Origin of the sequence: Bradyrhizobium sp., assembly GCF_035935975.1 — a bacterium.
In the GTDB taxonomy this organism is placed as follows: Bacteria; Pseudomonadota; Alphaproteobacteria; order Rhizobiales; family Xanthobacteraceae; genus Bradyrhizobium.
Genome location: NZ_DASYWN010000041.1, coordinates 374,136 through 394,035, shown reverse-complemented (window position 1 = coordinate 394,035; position 19,900 = coordinate 374,136). Strand labels below are relative to the sequence as shown.

16 protein-coding genes are annotated in these 19,900 nt (G+C 65.5%); 10 read left to right on the top strand and 6 right to left on the bottom strand.

Going from position 1 to position 19,900, the window contains the following annotated elements; translation table 11 throughout:
- Window positions 1–1,149, top strand: a complete 1,149-nt coding sequence (locus tag VGR99_RS24645) for a PepSY-associated TM helix domain-containing protein (protein WP_326902083.1) — start codon at window positions 1–3, stop codon at window positions 1,147–1,149.
- Window positions 1,150–1,388: 239 nt separating this feature from the next.
- Here VGR99_RS24645 and VGR99_RS24640 read toward each other — a convergent pair whose 3' ends face one another.
- From VGR99_RS24640 to VGR99_RS24630, 3 genes are all read right to left on the bottom strand, one after another.
- Complete coding sequence (locus VGR99_RS24640) at window positions 1,389–1,883, bottom strand: MgtC/SapB family protein (protein WP_326902082.1); 495 nt, start codon at window positions 1,881–1,883, stop codon at window positions 1,389–1,391.
- A complete protein-coding gene (locus tag VGR99_RS24635; protein WP_326902081.1) occupies window positions 1,880–2,461 on the bottom strand; it encodes a peroxidase-related enzyme in 582 nt (193 codons plus the stop codon). The genes VGR99_RS24640 and VGR99_RS24635 overlap by 4 nt, the downstream gene beginning before the upstream one ends.
- Before the next feature lie 223 nt (window positions 2,462–2,684).
- On the bottom strand, window positions 2,685–4,427 hold the full coding sequence (locus VGR99_RS24630; protein ID WP_326902080.1) for an ATP-binding protein: 1,743 nt from the start codon (window positions 4,425–4,427) through the stop codon (window positions 2,685–2,687).
- Window positions 4,428–4,854: 427 nt separating this feature from the next.
- On the opposite strand from VGR99_RS24630, the gene VGR99_RS24625 reads away from it, so the two are divergent.
- Window positions 4,855–5,823, top strand: a complete 969-nt coding sequence (locus VGR99_RS24625; RefSeq protein ID WP_326902079.1) for a catechol 2,3-dioxygenase — start codon at window positions 4,855–4,857, stop codon at window positions 5,821–5,823.
- 114 nt (window positions 5,824–5,937) lie between these two features.
- On the opposite strand, the gene VGR99_RS24620 is transcribed toward VGR99_RS24625, so the two are convergent.
- Complete coding sequence (locus VGR99_RS24620; RefSeq protein WP_326902077.1) at window positions 5,938–9,450, bottom strand: molybdopterin cofactor-binding domain-containing protein; 3,513 nt, start codon at window positions 9,448–9,450, stop codon at window positions 5,938–5,940.
- Window positions 9,450–9,932, bottom strand: coding sequence for a (2Fe-2S)-binding protein (locus VGR99_RS24615; protein WP_326902076.1), 483 nt, complete (start codon window positions 9,930–9,932; stop codon window positions 9,450–9,452). Before VGR99_RS24615 ends, VGR99_RS24620 begins: the two co-directional genes overlap by 1 nt.
- A gap of 266 nt (window positions 9,933–10,198) precedes the next feature.
- Between VGR99_RS24615 and VGR99_RS24610 the strand changes: the two genes are divergently transcribed.
- From VGR99_RS24610 to VGR99_RS24575, 8 genes are all read left to right on the top strand, one after another.
- Window positions 10,199–11,656, top strand: a complete 1,458-nt coding sequence (locus VGR99_RS24610; RefSeq protein ID WP_326902436.1) for a 6-hydroxynicotinate reductase — start codon at window positions 10,199–10,201, stop codon at window positions 11,654–11,656.
- Window positions 11,653–12,549 carry a UPF0280 family protein gene (locus VGR99_RS24605; protein ID WP_326902075.1) on the top strand — a complete coding sequence of 299 codons (897 nt, stop codon included), beginning with the start codon at window positions 11,653–11,655 and terminating at the stop codon, window positions 12,547–12,549. The genes VGR99_RS24610 and VGR99_RS24605 overlap by 4 nt, the downstream gene beginning before the upstream one ends.
- 15 nt (window positions 12,550–12,564) lie before the next feature.
- Window positions 12,565–13,149, top strand: coding sequence for an amino acid synthesis family protein (locus tag VGR99_RS24600; RefSeq protein ID WP_326902074.1), 585 nt, complete (start codon window positions 12,565–12,567; stop codon window positions 13,147–13,149).
- Between the two features lie 100 nt (window positions 13,150–13,249).
- On the top strand, window positions 13,250–14,452 hold the full coding sequence (locus tag VGR99_RS24595; RefSeq protein WP_326902072.1) for an ABC transporter substrate-binding protein: 1,203 nt from the start codon (window positions 13,250–13,252) through the stop codon (window positions 14,450–14,452).
- A 149-nt stretch (window positions 14,453–14,601) separates the two neighbouring features.
- Window positions 14,602–16,491 (top strand): ABC transporter permease, encoded by a 1,890-nt coding sequence (locus VGR99_RS24590; RefSeq protein WP_326902071.1) that lies wholly within the window; start codon window positions 14,602–14,604, stop codon window positions 16,489–16,491.
- Window positions 16,488–17,279 carry an ABC transporter ATP-binding protein gene (locus VGR99_RS24585; protein WP_326902069.1) on the top strand — a complete coding sequence of 264 codons (792 nt, stop codon included), beginning with the start codon at window positions 16,488–16,490 and terminating at the stop codon, window positions 17,277–17,279. The genes VGR99_RS24590 and VGR99_RS24585 overlap by 4 nt, the downstream gene beginning before the upstream one ends.
- On the top strand, window positions 17,276–17,980 hold the full coding sequence (locus tag VGR99_RS24580) for an ABC transporter ATP-binding protein (RefSeq protein ID WP_326902067.1): 705 nt from the start codon (window positions 17,276–17,278) through the stop codon (window positions 17,978–17,980). The genes VGR99_RS24585 and VGR99_RS24580 overlap by 4 nt, the downstream gene beginning before the upstream one ends.
- Window positions 17,981–17,994: 14 nt before the next feature.
- Window positions 17,995–18,450: a MarR family transcriptional regulator gene (locus VGR99_RS24575; protein WP_326902066.1), complete on the top strand. Its 456-nt coding sequence runs from the start codon at window positions 17,995–17,997 to the stop codon at window positions 18,448–18,450.
- 142 nt (window positions 18,451–18,592) lie between these two features.
- On the opposite strand, the gene VGR99_RS24570 is transcribed toward VGR99_RS24575, so the two are convergent.
- Window positions 18,593–19,789 carry an amidohydrolase family protein gene (locus tag VGR99_RS24570; protein ID WP_326902065.1) on the bottom strand — a complete coding sequence of 399 codons (1,197 nt, stop codon included), beginning with the start codon at window positions 19,787–19,789 and terminating at the stop codon, window positions 18,593–18,595.
- Window positions 19,790–19,900 lie beyond the last annotated feature (111 nt).

Below are 19,900 nucleotides of genomic sequence, written 5' to 3'. Positions count from 1 at the left end.
ATGGTTCAGGCACGCACGATCCGCCTCTGGTCCCGCATTCACACCTGGACATCGCTGGTGTGCATGCTGTTCCTGCTGATGCTGTGCGTGACGGGGCTTCCGCTAGTCTTTCACGACGAGATCGACGACCTGCTCGAGGATGAGATCACTGCTCCCGTCCTGCCGGAAGGCACGCCGCGCCTCTCGCTCGACCGGATGATCGCGGCAGCCCAGGCGCGCTTTCCCGGTCAGTACGTATTGTTGCTCAATCTGAAGCAGAGCGAGCCTTTGGTGACGGTCGCGGTTTCTCCGACCGCGGTCCCGGCACCCGGCAACTTCCATCGCCTGACCCTCGATGCGCGTACGGCCGAAGTACTCGGCGAGGAGGCCCCGCATCAGGGCGTCATGGACATCGTGCTGCGGATTCACAAGGACATGTTCGCGGGCCTGCCCGGCGAATTGTTTCTCGGGGCGATGGGTCTTGTGTTCGCGGTTTCGATCATATCCGGCGTCGTGGTCTATTGGCCGCTCATGCGGCGGCTCGATTTCGGCACGATCCGCCGGCGGTCCTCGCCCCGGGTCAAATGGCTCGACACCCATAATCTTCTCGGCATCGTCACCGTCACCTGGACGATGGTGGTGGGTCTTACCGGCATGATCAACACGCTGGCGACGCCACTGTTCGACCTGTGGCGAGCGCAGCTGATTCCCGTTTTGCTGGCGCCGCATCTGGGCAAGCCCGTGGCTCCAATCCCCTCGGTTCAGTCCGCCGTCGAGCTGGTCCGCGCGAGATTTCCGGATCGTCTGGTGACCTCCGTGACGATGCCGACGTCGGCGCGCTTCGGCAGTCCGCAGCACCTCGTCGTCTGGACCAAGGGGGCGACCCCGTTCACGGCACGCATGCTTCAGCCCATGCTGGTCGATGCCAATGACGGCAAGACGATCGTGGCCCCCGAAGTGCCCTGGTATCTGAAAACGCTTCAGGTCTCGCGCCCGCTCCATTTCGGCGATTATGGCGGGCTGCCGCTGAAGATCGTCTGGGCGCTGCTGGACATCATCACCATCATCGTTCTGATCAGCGGAATCTACCTCTGGGCGCCGAGGAGAAGGTCCTCGTCGCTGCGTGGCAAGCCGCTTGGCGCGGATCGGACCGCAGCGGTTGGTGTCTAGTCCTATGGCCGCTCCCGACAGGCCGATCAGGGCTCGGCACTACAGAAGTGCCTGGAATGTGTTTCGGATGCCGCTGCTCACAGGCGTGGTCTGCGCCGCGGGGCTCGGTTTGGCGCTCGTCGGAGACGGAATCTGGGACGGCCTGTCGTGGCTGGCACTTTCGTTGCCGGTTGCGCTTGCGCTCTTTTATTGGCGCCGTGCTGGCCGTCCACGCTGAGGGCGGAGCCGTCGGGCGCTCACTATGGGCGGCGATCTCCCAAGCCGCTTTCGACATCGTGGCGCTCCTCCTTGCCACCGAGCATCCGGTGCAGCCTGCGCTCGATGGGGCGACCGACGGTGAGCAGGACGAAGGCCAGCACAAGCGCGACCGTGACGATCTTCCATTGCCCGGCGCCGCAGACGATGCCGAGGCAGGCCGCAAGGAAGGTGCAGGCGGCGCTGGTCAGGCCGCGAACGCGAAAGCCCGCGCTCTGGTGCACGATGACGCCGGCACCGAGAAAGCCGATGCCGGTGAGGATGCCTTGGATGACGCGGCTCGCCGCGTCGGTGATTTTGCCGGGCTCGGCGAACTGTACGGCTAACAGCACCATGGCCGCGGTGGAGAGCCCGACGATGCCGAGCGTCTTCAGTCCGATCGGCTTGCCGTGCAGGTCGCGGTCGAGCCCGATCGCGCCGGCGGCGGCCGTCGCGATGCCGAGACGCGCGATGATTTCGGGCCAGTCGAGCTCGCTCATTTCTTCGGCAGGCGTCCCATCAGATAGAACTCTTCGTTCGGTCGCATGCCGGTGAAATTCGCCAGGCGATTCGACAGCGCGAAGAAGGCGGAGATCGCGGCGATGTCCCAGATGTCGTCGTCGCTGAAGCCGTGCGGCGCAAGCGTTGCGAAATCATCCTCCGAGACGCGCTGCGCGTCGGCCGAGACCTTCATCGCGAAATCGAGCATCGCCTGCTGACGCGGCGTGATGTCGGCCTTGCGGTAGTTCACCGCGACCTGGTCGGCGATCAGCGGGTTCTTGGCGCGGATGCGCAGGATCGCGCCGTGGGCGATGACGCAATACTGGCACTGGTTGGCCGCCGAGGTCGCCACCACGATCATCTCGCGCTCGGCCTTGGTCAGGCCGCCGTCCTTCTCCATCAGCGCGTCGTGATAGGCGAAGAAGGCGCGGAACTCGTCCGGCCGGTAGGCCAGCGTGAGGAACACGTTCGGCACGAAGCCGCTCTTCTCCTGCACGGCGAGCAGTCGCGTTCGGATGTCGTCGGGCAGGCTGTCGATTGCGGGAGCGGGGAAGCGTTGCGGGGCGGGTTTTGTCATGGGCATGGATTTCCGGCTTTGGGGGCGGGAAACATAATCCATGCGGGCGGGCCGCTCCAGAGGCGTCGCGAGGTCTCGTGCCCCGGACGCGGCGCAGCGCTTCTCCAGCGGTGCGCTGCAGAGCCGGGGCCCATGTTTCCGCGAGTGCAGTGGGTGTGGCGTGGGTCCCGGCTCTGCGCAGCAACGCAAAGGGCGTTGCAGCGCGTCCGGGACACGGGAGTCCTTACCGCAGCGGCTTCTTCAGCAGCGAGAAGCGGTCCGGGTCGAGCCCCATCGAGGGCTGCAGCATCGGGGCTTCGGCCGCGCCGAGCGTCTTGGCGGGCGGCGCCTGGAACACCGGATCGTTCGGCGCGGAGTCGCGGTTCGAGGTCGCGCCGCGCCAGCGTTCGAGCACGGCACTGACGAAGTGCATGTCGTGGCCGGCGGTGACGGACGGCACGCTCGAGATGGTGGCTTCGCCGCGCGGCAATTGGTGGGGCGGCACTTCCTTGAAGCGAAGGCGGGTCGGCAGCGCGACGCCTTCGCCGAACGCCAGCACCTCGCGGGTGCCGAGCGACGGCACGAAGGACAGCAGGTTCGCGGCGGCGTCCGACACCGCGGCGCGCAGCAGCGCCTGGTCGCGGTCGTTGGCAAGGCGCATCGTGAACAGCGTGTTGCACTGGGAGATGATGGTGGCGTCGAGCTCGGCCGGACGCTGTGTGATCAGGCCGAGATAGACGCCGTATTTGCGGCCTTCCTTGGCGATGCGCGACACCGCCTTGCGGGTCGGGCCGAAGCCGACATTGCGGTCGGCGGAGGCGTAGCGATGCGCTTCCTCGCAGACGAACAGCAGCGGCGAGACGCCGTCGCTCCACAGGCCGAAGTCGAAGGCCATCCGGCAGAGCACCGATACGACGGAGTCGATGACTTCGGCCGGGAAGCCGGCGAGCTGCATCACCGTCATCGGCTTGCCGTTGGCGGGCAGGCGGAACAGATGGCTGATCACCTCGGCCATGGTGTCGCCGCCGACATTGGCGTTGTCGAACATGAAGGCGTAGCGCGGATCGTTGCGCACCGCCTCGATGCGCGAGATCAGCTTGTGATAGATGATGCGCGAGGAGCGGTTTTCCAGCTTGCCCATGCGCTCGTCGATCAGCGACATCAGGTCGACGAGGCGGTAAGGCACCGGCGTGTCGACGGTGTAGCCGACCTGCTTGGGATCGATGCGCTTGAGGCCGATGCGGTCGGCGTTCTGGTACTGGGTGTAGACGCCCTTGGCGAGCGGGATCACTTCGGCGAGGATGTCGAGCTCCTCGGGCACGCCGGCGCGGCCGCCGAACAGCACGTCGACGATTTCCTCGAAGTTGAACAGCCAGAACGGCAGCTTCAGATTGCGCGGGTTGAGCACCAGCGCGCGGTCGCCGAAGCAGCGGCCATATTCGTTGTGGACGTCGAGCAGGAAGATGCGCAGGTTCGGGCGCGCCTTCAGGATCTCGTTGAGCAGCAGCGACACGCCGGTCGATTTGCCGACGCCGGTCGATCCCAGTACGGCGAAATGCTTGGACAGCATTTCCTCGACGTCGACATAGGCGACGACCGAGCGGTCCTGCTGGAGGAAGCCGACATTGATCTGGTCCGAGCCGGTCGGCGCATAGATCGTGCGCAGCTCCTGGCTGGTGATCAGGTCCACGGCATCGCCGATGGTCGGATAATTGGTGACGCCGCGCTGGAATTTGGCCTTGTCGGCGGCATTGAGGATCTCGCCGAGCAGATCGACGGAGGCGATGGCGATGTAATTGTCGTTGCTGCCCAGGTTCTCGCAGGAGACCTCGGTGATCATGGCGACGATCACCGAGCTCGCGCAACGAATGCTGACGAAGCGGCCGACGGTCGCCCGAACTTCCGAGATCGACAATTGGTTTGCCGCCAAAAGCCCGACCCGGGCGAGCGATCCGCGAACCGAAATCACGCGTCCAAACGATGTCACTGGAATGAACCTGGCAAGAGCGAGGAATTTAACCCCGACTATGCGCGGCCGGGGCTGCACAAACGGTTAAACGGGAGGCGCGGCCGCTTCGTTAAATCCGCGACAATTCGGCCAGGAAGTTTGTTGCTAATGCATACTTGTCGGCGGAAACGTCCGGAAATTGGCGCTTTTCTGGGCCGTTGAGGCCGGGCGCACTTAAGGAAGATTTTACCATCCGGGCAGTCTGTCCGCCGTTTCGGGGATTGCCGGTTCCCCTTGGGGCGCCGTGATGACGGTGCATGATTTGTTGACGGGACCTAATCATTTGTACATTAGTACAAATGAACCCGCGGCCCCGATGCCGCCCCGGGCGCACGAGCCCTTTGTAGCTCCGCGCTCGATTGCACGATCCGCCGCAGCGGATCGCCAGCTTCGCCAGGAGGAAACCATGCAGCCCGAACCGATCCTCGATCTCGCCCATCTCGGCCACATGGAGCTGCTGACGCCGAAGCCCGACGAGAGCCTGAAATTCTTCGTCGACGTGATGGGCATGACCGTGAGCGGACAGAAGGGCGAGTCGGTCTATCTGCGCGGCTGGGACGATTACGAGCGCTATTCGCTCAAGCTCACGGCGTCGAAGACCTCGGGCATGGAGCACATGGCGCTCCGCGCGCGCAGCCAGCAGGCGCTTGAGCGCCGCGTCGCCGCGCTGAAGGGCTCCGGCTTCGACATCGGCTGGATCGACGGCGACATGGGGCAGGGGCCGACCTTCCGCTGCCGCGACCCCGACGGCCACATCGTCGAGCTCTATTACGAGACCGAATGGTATCAGGCGCCGCCGGAGCTGAAGCCGGCGCTGAAGAACCAGGCGCAGCGCTTTCCCGCGCGCGGCGTCAATGTCCGCCGCCTCGACCACCTCAACTGCCTCGCCGTCGACATCAAGGCCAACCGCGAGTTCTTCGAGAACTATCTCGGCTGCCGCCTCACCGAGCAGATCGTGCTCAATGACGGGCGGGAAGCCGCGATGTGGCTGACGATGTCGAACAAGAGCTACGACTTCGCCTATTCGCTCGACCATTCCGGCGTGCCCGGCCGCTTCCACCACGTCACCTACGCGCTCGACAGCCGCGAGGAGATTCTGCGCGCGGCCGACATCTTCCTCGAGAACGGGGTGCACATCGAGACCGGCCCGCACAAGCACGCGATCCAGCAGACCTTCTTCCTCTATGTCTACGAGCCCGGCGGCAACCGCGTCGAGGTCGCCAACGCCGGCGCCCGCCTCATCCTCGCGCCCGACTGGAAGCCGATCGTATGGACCGAGGAGGAACGCAAGAAGGGCCAGGCCTGGGGACTGAAGACGATCGAGTCGTTCCACACCCACGGCACGCCGCCGGTGGAGGCGAAGAAGCACGCGTGATTGCGTGCTTCTTCTAAAGCGCGATGAAATTGGGATGAATCGTCATCGCGCTTTAGGTTGTTGTTTGAGCATGATCTTTTCGGAAAACCGCTGCGCACTTTTCCGGATCGTGCTTTAGTGCGCCGACGCTCGCACCCGCGCGATCGTCTCACGGACGCCGGTCCAGGCCGGCTTATCCGGTGCGAACTGCTTGCGCAGGAAGCCGACGAGGTCTTCGACCTGCGCGTCGCTCATGCTGTTCCTGAACGCGGGCATGTAGCCGAGATCGCTGGACACGGGTTCAGCGATGCCGTGCAGGATCACCTGTACGAGATTGTCCGATGTCGCGCTGTGGAGATTACTGTTGAGCGCAAGCGAGGGCCGGGAGCCGAACAGCGGCAGGCCGCCGACCTCGTGACAGACGGCGCAGGCGCCCTGATAGAGCCGCGCACCGGTGGAGGAGGCAACGGTCACTTGCGTTGCGCTCTCGAGCTTGGCAGCGAGTGCGGACGTATCGGCCGCGGTGTCATTGAACGAGCCGAGATAGACCGCCATCGCGCGGATGTCCTGGTCGGGCAGGGTCTTGAGGTCCCTGACGACAGGCGCCATCGGGCCGGCGGCGACGCCGTGATAGCGCGAATGGCCGGTGCGCAAATAGGCGAACAGCTCGTCCTCGCTCCACGGGATCGGCGCGTGCGAGAGCGAGGATAGCGGCGGCGCTTCCCAGCCCTCGGCAAAGCCGCCGGCGAGATAGGCGTTGCGCTGCTCGGCGCCGAGCGCATTGCGCGGCGAATGGCAGCCGCTGCAATGGCCGAGACTTTCGACAAGATAGGCGCCGCGATTCCAGGCCTCGGACTTGGCGGGATCGGGCTTGAACTCCTTCGTGTCGTGGAACAGCGCGTTCCAGCCTGCGAGCAACGGGCGGAGATTGAAGGGGAAGGCGAGTGTGTTCGCCGGTGCGTTCGAGGGCACCGCGGGTTGCGCCATCAGGTAGGCGTAGAGGGCCTGCATGTCGGCGTCGTTGGTCTTCGCAAAGTGTGTGTAGGGGAAAGCGGGATAGAGCTGCCGTCCGTCGCGATGCAAGCCATCGCGCATGGCGCGCTCGAAGGCGGGATAGGACCAGGCGCCGATGCCGGTCTCGACGTCGGGCGTGATGTTGGTCGAGTAGATGGTGCCGAACGGCGTTTCCAGCGCACGGCCGCCGGCGTTGAGCACGCCGTTGATCGTGGTGTGGCACTCCGCACAATTGCCGAGCGCAGCAAGCTGCTGGCCGCGCGCGATGGTCGCTGCGGAATAGACCGAGGCGTCGGGCCGCGCGATCGGCGCGATGGCGCGGCCGGGCAGGAGCGCAGCACCGATGCCGATCGCGGCGGTGCAGGCGGCCGCGATCGTCGCGACAAGGCCGGCGCGTTTGGCGAAGGGATTTTCCCAGATGCGTGACGGTTTTGTTGCAGCAGGCGCGGGCAGGGCCTGCGGCACCGGCGACGTTTCACCATGCAATCCTCTAAGGATGCGCTCCGGCGTGAACGGCGGCTCGCGAAAGCGCACGCCGGTGGCATCGAAGATCGCGTTCGCAATCGCCGCCGCGCTCGGGACTGACGCGGACTCGCCGACGCCGAGCGGCGGCTGGTCCGGCCGCGGCAGCATCAGGACGTCGATCTCGGGCACGTCGGGGAAGGGGATGATCGGATAGGCACCCCACTCGCGCGCCGCCACCGCGCCGCGCTCGAACGAGACCTCCTCCATCAGCGCGCGGCTGGTGGACTGGATGACGTTGCCGTGGATCTGGTGGCGCACGCCGTCCGGATTGATCATCAGGCCGGAATCCTGGCCCGCGACGACGCGGGTGACGCTAACGTCGCCGGTGGATTTGTTGACCGCGACGTCCGCGATCCAGGCCGACCACGCCGCGCCATAGCCCGGAAACTTGCTGTGGACGTAGAGCGCATAGGCAAAGCCGCGTCCGTGCACGACCTCGCCATCTTTCTCTTCGCGGACGGGCCGCGGCGTCCAGCCCGCGCGCTCGGCGACCGCATTGACGAGATCGACGGCGCGCTGGTCCTTCAGGTAACGCAGGCGGTATTCAATGGGATCGACGCCGGCCTCGGTCGCGGCCTCGTCGATATAGGATTCATGCGCAAAGGTGTTCGGGAGCGCCGAGACACCGCGAAACCAGGAGGCGCGCACGATCGGCGGCGTGTCATGCGCGACCACGCGCATGTTGTCGTAGTCGTAGGGCGGGATCGCGGTACGGTCGCCCATCTGCAGCACGGCAGCCTCGGACGGAATGCGCCCGGTGAGCAGCAGCGCCAGCGTCGGCGCGGCGTTCGAGGGATAACGCGTGGCGAGATCGTAGCCGGCGATGCCGCCCTCGGCGTCGAGGCCGCCATTGACGTCGATGAGCTGCGCGGTGCCCTTGGGCTCCCAAACATGCTCCTGCTCGCGCGTCAACTGCACGCGCACCGGCCGGCCGACCGCGCGCGACAGCAGCAGCGCGTCGGCCGTGACGTCATCGGCGCAGTTGCGGCCATAGCAGCCGGCGGCTTCCAAGCGGATGAGCTCGATCTCGCTCTCGGGCCGTTCGATCAGCAGCGCGAGGTCGGCGCGCAGCACGTGCGGATTCTGCGTGCCCGACCAGACGCGGATGTTGCCGTGCTGGAAATCGGCGACCGCACAGGACGGGCCGATCGAGGCGTGCATCTGATACGGCCAGACGTAGGTCCTCTGCATCGGCTTGGCGGCGCCTGAAATCGCCGCATCGACGTCGCCCTTGTCGATCAGCGTGCGCGGCGTCGACGGATTGGCGCGTAGCGCGGTCTCGACGTCAGAGAGGTCGGTCAAATCAGGCGTCGGCTTCCAACTCACCGCGAGCTGTTCCGCTGCGCGGATCGCGTTCTCCTCGCGCTCGGCGACGACGCCGACGAAATCGCCGATATGCACCACGGCGATGATCCCAGGGATGTCGCGGATCGAGGACTCGTCCACGGCGATCAGGCTGGTGCCGACGAACGGCCCGGCATCGACTCCGGCATAGGGCGGGCGCACCACGCGGCCGTGCAGCATGCCGGGCACGCGGATGTCGTGCACGAAGGTCAATTCGCCCGTGGCCTTGGCGGGCAGGTCGACGCGCGGCATCGACTGGCCGACGATGGCATAGTCGCCGACGGGCTTGACCGCGACGTCGTCGGCAAGCTCGAGGCGAATGGTCTCGCCGCCGATCAATTCGCCATAGCTGACGCTGCGATTATGGCCGCGCACGAGACCGTCTTCGATTTTCAGCTCGGCGGCGGGCAGCTCCAGCCGCTCGGCCGCGCGTGCGATCAGCAGGTGGCGCGCCTGGGCCGCGGCCTTGCGCAGGGGAACGGCGGTGATCTGGATGGTTTCGCTGGCGATGGTCGCGCCCTGGTTCGGCACCAAAGCGGTATCGCCGAGCACGACGATGACGCGCGCAAAGGACACGTCGAGCTCTTCGGCGACGATCTGGCCGAGTGCGGTGCGAATACCGGTGCCGAGATCGACATGGCCGTTATAGGCCGTGACCGATCCGTCCGCGGTGATGCGGATGAAGGTTTCCGATGTGACCTCGTCCACTGTGCGGACGACGACGAGCGAGCCCCGCTCAGCTCCGTTCGAGAGAGAAGAGGCCATCAATCAGCGGCCTCGGCGAGCCGGCCCGATGCGCGCATCACGGCGCGCAGGATTTCGAGATGGGTGCCGCAGCGGCAGAGATTGTAGCGCAGCGCCGCCAGCGCCTCCTGCTCTGTGGGCTGCGGGTTGATCGCAAGCAGCGCCTTGGTGGTCATGATCATGCCGTTGAGGCAATAGCCGCATTGCGCGGCCTGCTCGTCGATGAAGGCCTGCTGCACCACATCGGGCTTGTCGCGCGTGCCGAGGCCTTCGAGCGTCACGATGTCGCGCCCGGCGCAGCCGCCGATCGGAACGACGCAGGAGCGTGCGGCGGCACCGTCGATCAGGACAGTACAGGTGCCGCATTCACCAAGGCCGCAACCGTATTTCGGACCGTTGAGCGCGAGATCATTGCGCAGCACGTAGAGCAGCGGCGTATCGCGCGCCGCTGTGACCTCGTGGATCCCTCCGTTCACGGTGAGGCGGATCGGTGCCTGCGTCATCCTCGTTCCCAAGCCCAACGACCAATCATAAAAATCCAAGTCGCTCGAAATCTACGTCGCGACGATACCGTTTGTACACAAACGTGCAAGCCGGGCATGCCGCAGTGCAGCGCGACTGCCTTGTTTGTGGACAGAGCGGATAGGCAAATGAGGTTTTATGCGGCAGCGGCATCTTTTGCGGCGCACCGCCGCTTGACAGCCGCGGGGGAGCGCGCGCAACATCGTTCGTATACGAATGATAACCGCGATTGTCCGCTGGCTTTGACATGGTGATGGAAACAACGAGCGCTGCCATCGACAAGATCCGCTGCGATGCCTGTCCGGTGATGTGCTACATCAAGCCGGGTGCGGCAGGCGCCTGCGACCGCTACGCCAATCACGACGGCAAGCTGGTCCGCGTCGATCCGCATGTCATCCTGGAGCGCACCGTCGAGCACGGCGGCAAGCTGGTCCCATTCAGTCGCACTGAAGACTGGGACGGCAAGATCGTCCACGAGCCCTCGACCTTCGTGACCGCGATCGGCGCGGGCACGACCTATCCAGACTACAAGCCGGCTCCGTTCATCGTCTCCGCCGAGGTCGACGGCGTCGACATGGTGACCGTGGTCACCGAGGGCATCTTCTCCTATTGCGGCATCAAGGTGAAGATCGACACCGACCGCTATCTCGGGCCGGAAACCGCGACCGTTCGCGCACAGGGCGAGGCGGTCGGCCATGTCACCACCAGCGAATACGGCTCGCAGATGCTGTCGCTCGGTGGCGTGCATCATCTCACCGGCGGCTCCAAGAAGGAGGGCCGCGTCACCTGCGACACGCTGATGGACCTCGCCAATTGCAAGGCGGTGGAGCTGACCATCGACGGCGGCGCCAGCGTGGTGGTGCAGGCCGGCCAGCCGCCGATCGTCAACGGCGCGAAGGAAGAGCGCATGCGCGTCGGCTGCGGCTCGGCGACGATCGGCATGTTCGCAAAGCAGTGGCACGGCAAGGTCGACGAGGTCGTCGTCGTCGACGACCACATCACCGGCGTGCTCAGCGAGCACCAGGCCGGCAAGCTGCTCGACATCGCCGACACCGGCATCAAGATGAAAGGGCGCCGTTCGACGCCCGGCCGCTATTTCCAGGTCGCCGATCCCGGCACCGGGTGGGGCGGCACCAACATCTCCGATCCGCTCTCGATTCTCGGGCCGTTCGACGCCAAGGAGGCCAAGGCCGGCCTCTCGATGCTGATGGTCTCCACGACAGGTGAGCATTCGTCCTACTACGTGCTCGACGAGGCCTTGAAGCCGGTCGAGACCGAAATGCCCGCCGATTTGAAATTCTCGGTTGAGCGCATCCAGGAGAATTGCGAGCCGGCGCTGTGCACGGTGCTGTTCATGGCGGGCGCGGGCGGGTCGCTGCGCGCGGGCGTGACTGACAATCCGGTGCGGCTGACGCGCTCGGTGAAGGACGCGCTGACGCGGGTCACCAGCGGCGGTGCGCCGGTTTATGTCTGGCCGGGCGGCGGCATCACCTACATGGTCGATGTGACGCAGATGCCGGCCGGCGCGTTCGGCTATGTTCCGACGCCGGCGCTGGTCGCGCCGATCGAGTTCACGATGAAGCTGTCGGACTACGCCGCGCTCGGCGGTCACATGGATTACGTCAAGCCGTTATCCGAAGTTCAGAACGGCGAGGACGTTCGCCAACTGCCCTGGCAGAATCCGATCCCGGGACGTCGGGCATGACCAGGCTCCCGCAAATCGCATTGCTGTCTGATGGCCGGCGGCTGCATTTGCAGGATGGACCGATTGATCTGATCGTCGAGGCGAGGGGGCGTACGGACGAGGTGCGCGCGGCTTATGAGGCTGCGGCACGACGTTTCACCGGATTGCTCGACGAGCTCTGTGCGGAATTGCCGGAACTGCGGGTGGCTGCTGGAGCGCGGACCTCGATGAAGGGCGTAGTGGCGCGTCGGATGCACGCCGCGGTCGCGCCCTATGCGGCCGATTGCTTCATCACGCCGATGGCTGCGGTGGCCGGCAGCGTGGCGGAGGAAGTTCTGGGCGCGATGCTCGGTGCTGCGACGCTCGATCAGGCCTACGTCAACAATGGCGGCGATATCGCGCTTCACCTCGGCCAGGGCGAACATTTTTCCGTCGGCTTGATGGATCGCCCCGATCGCGACGGCGTGATGCGGGCGATGAAGGTCGATTCGAATGATCCCGTGCGCGGCATCGCGACCAGTGGCCGCCACGGCCGCAGCTTTTCGCTCGGCATCGCCGACGCGGTGACGGTGCTGGCGGCGACGGCCTCGCAAGCCGACGCGGCAGCCACCGTTATTGCCAATGCCGTCGATCTGCCCGGGCATCCCGCCATTATCCGGCAACCCGCGAACGAGCTTCAGCCCGACAGCGATCTCGGCGCGCGTCTCGTCACCCGCGATGTCGGCGAACTGTCGCGGAACGAGATCGCCGCCGCGCTGGAATCTGGCGCGGAATGTGCACGGCAATTATTCGATCGCGGATTGATCGAGGGTGCCGTGCTGCGGCTTTGTGGTGATATGCTTGTCATCGGAACCAAGGATATAGAAGAGCAACGATCGCGCCCGCTTGAGCTGGAGAACGCGGTCGATGCCTGAACAGGGAAGCGAAGCATGAGCGCGATCATCCGCAAGATCGTCACCGTCGTCGAAGAAACGCAGATGGAGATGGGCCGCCAGGTCTCGCCGCCGACCCGGCGCGCCGCGGCGATCGCCGTGATCGAAAATCCCTTCGCCGGAAAATATGTCGAGGACCTCTCGCCGCTGATCGCGATCGGCGAGGAGCTCGGCGAGCTTCTGTCGAAGCGCGCGGTGGCCGCGCTCGGCATCAACGGCGCCAAGGCGCAGAGCTACGGCAAGGCCGCCGCCGTCGGCGAGAACGGCGAGCTGGAGCATGCCGCCGCCATCCTCCACCCGAAAATGGGCGCGCCGGTGCGCAAGGTTCTGAGCAAGGGCGCGGCGCTGATCCCGTCGTCGAAGAAGCGCAGCGGCCCCGGCACGACGCTCGACATTCCGCTCGGGCACAAGGACGCGGCCTTCGTGCGCAGTCATTTCGACGGCATGGAGGTGCAGATCAACGACGCGCCGCGTGCCAACGAGATCATGGTTGCGGTCGCGGTCACCGACAGCGGCCGTCCGCTGCCGCGCGTCGGTGGCCTGACGGTTGCTGAAGTGAAGGGCGAAGACGGTTTGAGATAGAGCTCGAGCCGGGGAGGCGGGCACAGCCTCTCCGGCAAGATCGCGCTGAAGGCGTCAAGATCACGTTGAAGACGTAAAGAGTTCAAAACTGGAGGTTGGGATGCGAGCAAGAAACTATTTCGTCGGCGCGGCCTTCGCGCTTCTGGCGGGCGGCATGGCTCAGTCGGCCATGGCGCAGGACATCAAGATCGGCGAGATCAACAGCTACTCGCTGCTGCCGGCGTTTACCGAGCCCTATCGCAAGGGCTGGCAGCTCGCGGTGGAAGAGATCAACGCCGCCGGCGGCATCAACGGCAAGAAGCTTGTCGTCATCTCCAAGGACGATGGCGGCAAGCCGGCGGACGCGCAGACCGCGGCCAATGAGCTCGTCTCCAGCGAAGGCGTCGCGATGCTCGCGGGAACGTTCCTGTCGAACATCGGTCTGGCCGTCAGCGACTTCGCCAACCAGAAGAAGGTGTTCTTCCTCGCGGCCGAGCCACTGACGGACGCCGTCACCTGGTCGAAGGGCAACAAGTATACCTTCCGCCTGCGTCCCTCCAACTACATGCAGGCGGCGATGCTGGTCGAGGCCGCTGCAAAGCTCCCCGCCAAGCGCTGGGCGACGATCGCGCCGAACTATGAATACGGCCAGTCGGCGGTGCAGGTGTTCAAGAAGCTGATGTCGGAGAAGCGTCCTGACATCCAGTGGGTCGACGAGCAGTGGCCGCCGCAGGGCAAGATCGACGCGGGTCCGGTGGTGCAGGCGGTTGCCGCCGCCAATCCGGAAGCGATCCTCAACGTCACCTTCGGCGCGGACCTTGTGAAGCTCGTGCGTGAAGGCAACACCCGTGGCCTGTTCAAGGGCCGCGAGGTCGTCTCGTTCCTGACCGGCGAGCCCGAATATCTCGACCCGCTCAAGGACGAGACGCCCGAGGGTTGGATCGTCACCGGCTATCCCTGGTACTCGATCAAGACGCCCGAGCATGATGCGTTCCTGAAGGCCTACCAGGCCAAGTACAACGACTATCCGCGCCTCGGCTCGATCGTCGGCTACCAGACCATCAAGTCGGCGGCGGCGATCCTGGCGAAGGCCGGTTCGACCGATCCGGAGAAGCTGATCGCCGCGGCGGAGGGGCTCTCGATGCCGTCGCCGTTCGGCGAGATCACCTTCCGCAAGATCGACCACCAGTCGACGCTCGGCGCCTATGTCGGCAAGACCGCGCTGAAGGACGGCAAGGGCGTGATGGTGGATTCCATCTACAAGAAGGGCTCGGACTATCTGCCGAGCGACGCCGAAGTCGAGAAGCTGCGGCCGAAGGACTAATCGCCGCTGCCGTAGGGTGGGTTAGCCCCGCGGACTGCGCGTAGCGCGGGCCGCGCGGCGTAACCCACCACTTTCGGTGCCACACGAGAAAAGATGGTGGGTTACGCTTCGCTAACCCACCCTACGACTTCACCTAACCCGGACCGCCGATGGCCTTTTACGTCGTACAGTTTCTGACAGGTCTTGCCAGCGCAGCGTCGCTGTTCCTGGTGGCCTCGGGCCTGTCGATCATCTTTGGCGTGACGCGGATCGTGAATTTCGCGCACGGCGCCTTCTACATGATCGGCGCCTACATCGCCTTCACGCTGACCGAGCGGCTGTCGGGCGCATTCGGCTTCTGGGGTAGCATCGTGCTCGCCGCGCTCGCGGTGGCGCTGATCGGCGTGCTGGTCGAGATGGTGCTGCTCCGTCGCATCTATCACGCGCCGGAACTGTTCCAGCTGCTGGCGACCTTCGGCCTGACCCTGATGGTCGAGGACCTCGTGGTGCTGATCTGGGGGCCGGACGATCTCGTCGGCCGCCGCGCGCCGGGCTTCAAGGGCGCGATCGATTTCTTCGGCCAGAACATCCCGAGCTATGATCTGTTCCTGATTGTGCTCAGTCCCGTCGTGCTCGGCATACTCTGGCTGCTGTTCCAGCGCACGCGCTGGGGCGTGCTGGTGCGCGCCGCGACGCAGGACCGCGACATGGTCGCAGCGCTCGGCGTCAACCAGAAATGGCTGTTCACGTCGGTGTTCGCGGTCGGTGTCTTCCTCGCCGCCCTCGGCGGCGCGCTCCAGATCCCGCGGGATGCCGTGCATCATGCGATGGATCTGCGCATCATCGTCGAGGTCTTCGTTGTCGTCGTGATCGGCGGCCTCGGCAGCATCGTCGGCGCCTTCGTCGCGGCCGTGCTGGTCTCCGAGCTCAATGCCTTCGGCATCCTGATCTTCCCGAAGATTTCCATCATCCTGGTCTTCCTGGTGATGGCGGTGGTGCTGATCGTCCGGCCATGGGGCCTGTTCGGCAAGCCCGAGGCGGCCGCGCGAAAGACGCCGGGGCTGTCAGTCAATCCCTGGCGACCGCTGACCTCGAACGAGCGGCTGGCCTCGCTGGCGGCGCTCGTGATTGCTGCGACGCTGCCGCTGTTCGCCGGCAATTATGTCCTCACCGTCGGTTCGGAGATCGCGATCTTCGTGATCTTCGCCGTCAGCCTGCACTTCCTGATGTCGGTCGGTGGGCTCGCCTCGTTCGGCCACGCCGCCTATTTCGGCCTTGGCGCCTACGGCGTCGCGTTCCTCGCCAAGATGGCGGGGCTGCCGATGATCGTCTGCCTGCTGCTCGGACCGCTGCTCGGGTGCATGGGCGCCGCCGTGTTCGGCTTCTTCGCCGTGCAGCTCTCCGGCGTCTATTTTGCCATGCTGACGCTCGCCTTCGCGCAGATCGTCTGGTCGATCGCGTTCCAGTGGGTGAGCGTGACAGGCGGCGACAACGGCATTTTGGGTGTTTGGCCCGACAAGTGGGCGGCAAGCCCGTCGCATTTCTATTGGCTGGCGCTCGGCGTCGCCGCGCTCGTCACGATCGCGCTGCGCATCATGGTGTTCTCGCCGTTCGGCTACGCGCTCCGGGCCACGCGCGATTCGCTGCTGCGCAGCGAGGCGGTCGGCATCAATGCCAAGCGCATCCAGTGGACGGCCTTCGTGATTGCTGGCACAACCGCCGGCATCGGCGGCGCGCTGTTCGCGTATCTGAAGGGCAGCGTCTTCCCCGACAATCTCGGCATCTCGCTCTCGGTCGATGCCCTGGTCATGGTGCTGCTCGGCGGCGTCGAGACGGTGTCGGGCGCGGTGATCGGCGCCATCGTCTACAAGGCCCTCAACATCTGGCTGGTCAGCCAGACCGATCTGTCAAAGCTCGTGCTCGGCGGCTTCATCGTGCTGATCGTCGTCGTCTTCCCCAAGGGCATCGTCGGCATGCTGGAGATGCTGGCGCAGCGCCGCAGGAAGTCATCGCCGCCGGGATCCTCCTTGCTTGCCAAGCCGATCGAGTCCGCCGAATGAGCGTCGCACCCCCACTTCTCGCGGTCGAAGGGCTGACCAAATCCTACGGCGGCATCCATGCCGTGCGCGGCGTCTCGTTCTCGCTGCGCGCCGGCGAAATTCTGGCGCTGATCGGTCCGAACGGGGCGGGCAAGAGCACCTGCTTCGACATGCTCAACGGCCAGAACCGGCCGGATAGCGGCCATGTCCGTCTGCTCGGCGAAGAGACCACCGGCAAGAAGCCCCGCGACATCTGGCGCATGGGCGTGGGGCGGACGTTCCAGATCACGGCGACCTTCGCCACCATGACGGTGCGCGAGAACGTCCAGGTCGCGCTGATCTCGCATGGCAAGCAGCTCTTCAATCTCTTCGGCTCGGCGCCGAATTTCGATCGGGGCGAGGCCGGCCGTCTGCTCGAGCTGGTCGGCATGGGCGGCTACGCCGATCGACCCTGCGGCGAGCTTGCCTATGGCGATCTCAAGCGGCTCGAACTCGCCGTGGCGCTGGCCAACCAGCCGAGACTGCTGCTGATGGACGAGCCGACCGCAGGCATGGCGCCGCGCGAACGCGTCGAGCTGATGCGGCTCACGGCCCAGATCGCGAAGGAAAAGTCGATCGGCGTGCTCTTCACCGAACACGACATGGACGTCGTGTTCGAGCACGCCGACTGCATCATCGTTCTCAATCGCGGCACGCTGATCGCCGAGGGCTCGCCGGCCGAGGTGCGCGGCAATCCGCAGGTGCAGGCGATCTATCTCGGCGAGGGCCTTCTCTATGATGCCCAGCATCGCGAGGGAACCTCGGCATGAAGCTCACGGTGCAAGACCTCAACAGCCATTACGGCCCGGCGCACATCCTGTTCGACATCGGCTTCGAGGTCGGCGAGGGTGAGGTCGTGGCCCTGCTCGGGCGCAATGGCGCCGGCAAGTCGACCACGTTCCGCTCGATCGTCGGCCTCGTGGCGCAACGGACCGGCCGCATCACGTTCGAGGGCAAGGACGTCACGGCGCGTCCGACGCACGAGATCGTGCGCGAAGGCCTCGGCTACGTGCCGGAGGAACGGCGCATCTTCACCGATCTCACGGTGGAGGAGAATCTCGAAGTCGGCCGCCAGCCGAAGCGAGCGAACGCACCGCACTGGACGCGCGAAAAGCTGTTCGCGCTGTTTCCGAACCTCGGCGAGATGAAGGGCCGTCCGGGCGGCCGGATGAGCGGCGGCGAGCAGCAGATGCTGACCATTGCGCGCACGCTGATGGGCAATCCGTCGCTGGTGCTGCTCGACGAGCCCTCGGAAGGCCTGTCGCCGAAAATCGTGGAGCAGATGGTGGATGCCATCCTGACCATGAAAAAGGAAGGCGTCAGCATCGTCGTCTCCGAGCAGAATCTGCATTTCGCGCGGTTGATCTCCGATCGCGCCTACATCATCGAGCGCGGCCGCATCTGCTTTGGCGGCACTATGGCCGAGCTCGACGCGCGTCCGGACATCCGCGACGCGCATCTGTCGTTGTGAAGGGCGGGACAGGGATGGCGAGAAGCGTTGCGGCGAAGAAGAGCGTCAAACCGGCGAAGCCGCCTTACGTGCTCGACGATCAGGTCGGGTTCATCCTGCGCCAGGTCTGGCAGCGCCACAGCTCGATCTTCTCCCGCGACATCGGCACCAATCTGACGCCGACGCAATGGGCAGCGCTGTCGAAGCTCGCCGAGACCGGCGCGTGCTCGCAGAACCAGCTCGGGCGCCTGACCGCGATGGACGTCGCGACCATCAAGGGCGTGATCGATCGCCTGACGGCACGCGGCCTGACCGAGACCAGCCAGGATCCCGAGGATGGCCGGCGTCTGCTGGTGAGCCTGACGCGCGCCGGCCAGCAGCTTGCGGAAAAGCTCGCGCCGAATGCGCTCGCGATCACACGCGAGACGCTGGCGCCGCTCGACGCCAAGGAGCGGGAGACGCTGATGGCCCTGTTGAACAAGCTGCGGTGACGACGGTCTCGTAGGGTGGGTTAGCCCTGCAGATGCGCTTCGCGCATCTGCTCGGCGTAACCCACCAACTTTGATCCGCTCGGAAAGCAAAGAGGTGGGTTACGCCTTCGGCTAACCCACCCTACGGCACCGTTTTTCCCGACTACTTCGCCACCACCTCCGGCACCCGGCCGGCCGGCGGGGTGTTGCGGCTGCGCTGGGTGCGCACGATGCCGTCGATGATGGTCATGCCGATGCCGGGGAGGTCGCCGAGCTGGACGCTCTCCAGAATGGTCTTGCCGGGCGAGTGCTGCGCCTTGTCCATGATGACGAAATCGGCGGATCGGCCGACCTCGATCAGGCCGCAATCGAGCTGCCGCATCCGCGCGGTGTTGCCGGTGGCGAGACAAAATGCGAGTTCGGCCGGAAGATCGCCGAGCGAAGACAGCATCGAGACCATGCGCAGGATGCCGAGCGGCTGCACGCCGGAGCCGGCGGGCGCGTCGGTGCCGAGGATGACCCGGTGCAGGTCGCCCATTTCGCGCGCGATGCGCAGCGTGTAGAGCGCCGAGCGCTCATTGCCGTTGTGAACGATCTCGAGGCCGCGCTTGCAGCCCTCGCAGATGCAGCGGATCTGGTCGTCGGGCAGGGCGGTGTGGCCGCCATTGATGTGGCCAACCACGTCGGTGTCGGCCTCCAGCACCACGTCCTTGTCGATCAGGCCGGAGCCGGGGATCGAGGGGCCGCCGGTGTGGATCGTGCTCTGGATGCCGTATTTGCGGGCCCAGCCGACCATCTTGCGCGCGGTGGGGCCGTCCTTGACGCCGCCGAGGCCGACTTCGCCGAGCAGCTTGACGCCGGCCGCGGCCAGCTCCTTGAAATCCTCCTCGACCATCTCGCATTCGATCACGGGGGCGCCAGCGTGAACCTTCACGCCGCCGGGCCGCAAATTCCAGAAGGCGCGCTGGGCGAAGACGGCCATGGCCTTCAGGCCGACGACGTCGCGCGGGCGGCCGGGCATGTGAACCTCGCCGGCGGAAATCATGGTGGTGACGCCGCCATGGAGATTGCTGTCGATCCAGCCGATCTGGTTCTGCCGCGGCGTCCAGTCGCCGGCGACGGGGTGGACGTGGCTGTCGATCAGGCCCGGCGCCACCGTGGTGCCGTTGGCCTCGACGATGGTGGTCGCGTCGTCGGTGTTGACGTCCTTGAAGCGGCCGATCGCGGTGATCTTGCCGTTCTCGGCGACGATTGTGTCGCCGTCCAGGATCGGCTTTTCCAGCGCGCCGGACAGGATCAGGCCGATATTCCGGATCACCAGCTTCGAGGGTCCGGTGGCCTGGGGTGCGTCATGCGCCATGGAAGGGGCTCCTTATTCCTAACTGCAACGCTTTCGATCTTGGGCAGCCTTGACCGCGGGATCAAGCAGGATTATTCATTAGTATACGAATGATCGTGTACAAACGACGCA

Excerpts from the sequence above, each read along its gene's own strand:
- VGR99_RS24615 (WP_326902076.1), bottom strand. The coding sequence starts at position 9,932 with ATGACGCAGGCACCGATCCGCCTCACCGTGAACGGAGGGATCCACGAG.
- VGR99_RS24595 (WP_326902072.1), top strand. The coding sequence starts at position 13,250 with ATGCGAGCAAGAAACTATTTCGTCGGCGCGGCCTTCGCGCTTCTGGCG.
- VGR99_RS24590 (WP_326902071.1), top strand. The coding sequence starts at position 14,602 with ATGGCCTTTTACGTCGTACAGTTTCTGACAGGTCTTGCCAGCGCAGCG.
- VGR99_RS24645 (WP_326902083.1), top strand. The coding sequence starts at position 1 with ATGGTTCAGGCACGCACGATCCGCCTCTGGTCCCGCATTCACACCTGG.
- VGR99_RS24570 (WP_326902065.1), bottom strand. The coding sequence starts at position 19,789 with ATGGCGCATGACGCACCCCAGGCCACCGGACCCTCGAAGCTGGTGATC.
- VGR99_RS24575 (WP_326902066.1), top strand. The coding sequence starts at position 17,995 with ATGGCGAGAAGCGTTGCGGCGAAGAAGAGCGTCAAACCGGCGAAGCCG.
- VGR99_RS24580 (WP_326902067.1), top strand. The coding sequence starts at position 17,276 with ATGAAGCTCACGGTGCAAGACCTCAACAGCCATTACGGCCCGGCGCAC.
- VGR99_RS24625 (WP_326902079.1), top strand. The coding sequence starts at position 4,855 with ATGCAGCCCGAACCGATCCTCGATCTCGCCCATCTCGGCCACATGGAG.
- VGR99_RS24620 (WP_326902077.1), bottom strand. The coding sequence starts at position 9,450 with ATGGCCTCTTCTCTCTCGAACGGAGCTGAGCGGGGCTCGCTCGTCGTC.
- VGR99_RS24635 (WP_326902081.1), bottom strand. The coding sequence starts at position 2,461 with ATGACAAAACCCGCCCCGCAACGCTTCCCCGCTCCCGCAATCGACAGC.
- VGR99_RS24600 (WP_326902074.1), top strand. The coding sequence starts at position 12,565 with ATGAGCGCGATCATCCGCAAGATCGTCACCGTCGTCGAAGAAACGCAG.
- VGR99_RS24610 (WP_326902436.1), top strand. The coding sequence starts at position 10,199 with ATGGTGATGGAAACAACGAGCGCTGCCATCGACAAGATCCGCTGCGAT.
- VGR99_RS24640 (WP_326902082.1), bottom strand. The coding sequence starts at position 1,883 with ATGAGCGAGCTCGACTGGCCCGAAATCATCGCGCGTCTCGGCATCGCG.
- VGR99_RS24585 (WP_326902069.1), top strand. The coding sequence starts at position 16,488 with ATGAGCGTCGCACCCCCACTTCTCGCGGTCGAAGGGCTGACCAAATCC.
- VGR99_RS24605 (WP_326902075.1), top strand. The coding sequence starts at position 11,653 with ATGACCAGGCTCCCGCAAATCGCATTGCTGTCTGATGGCCGGCGGCTG.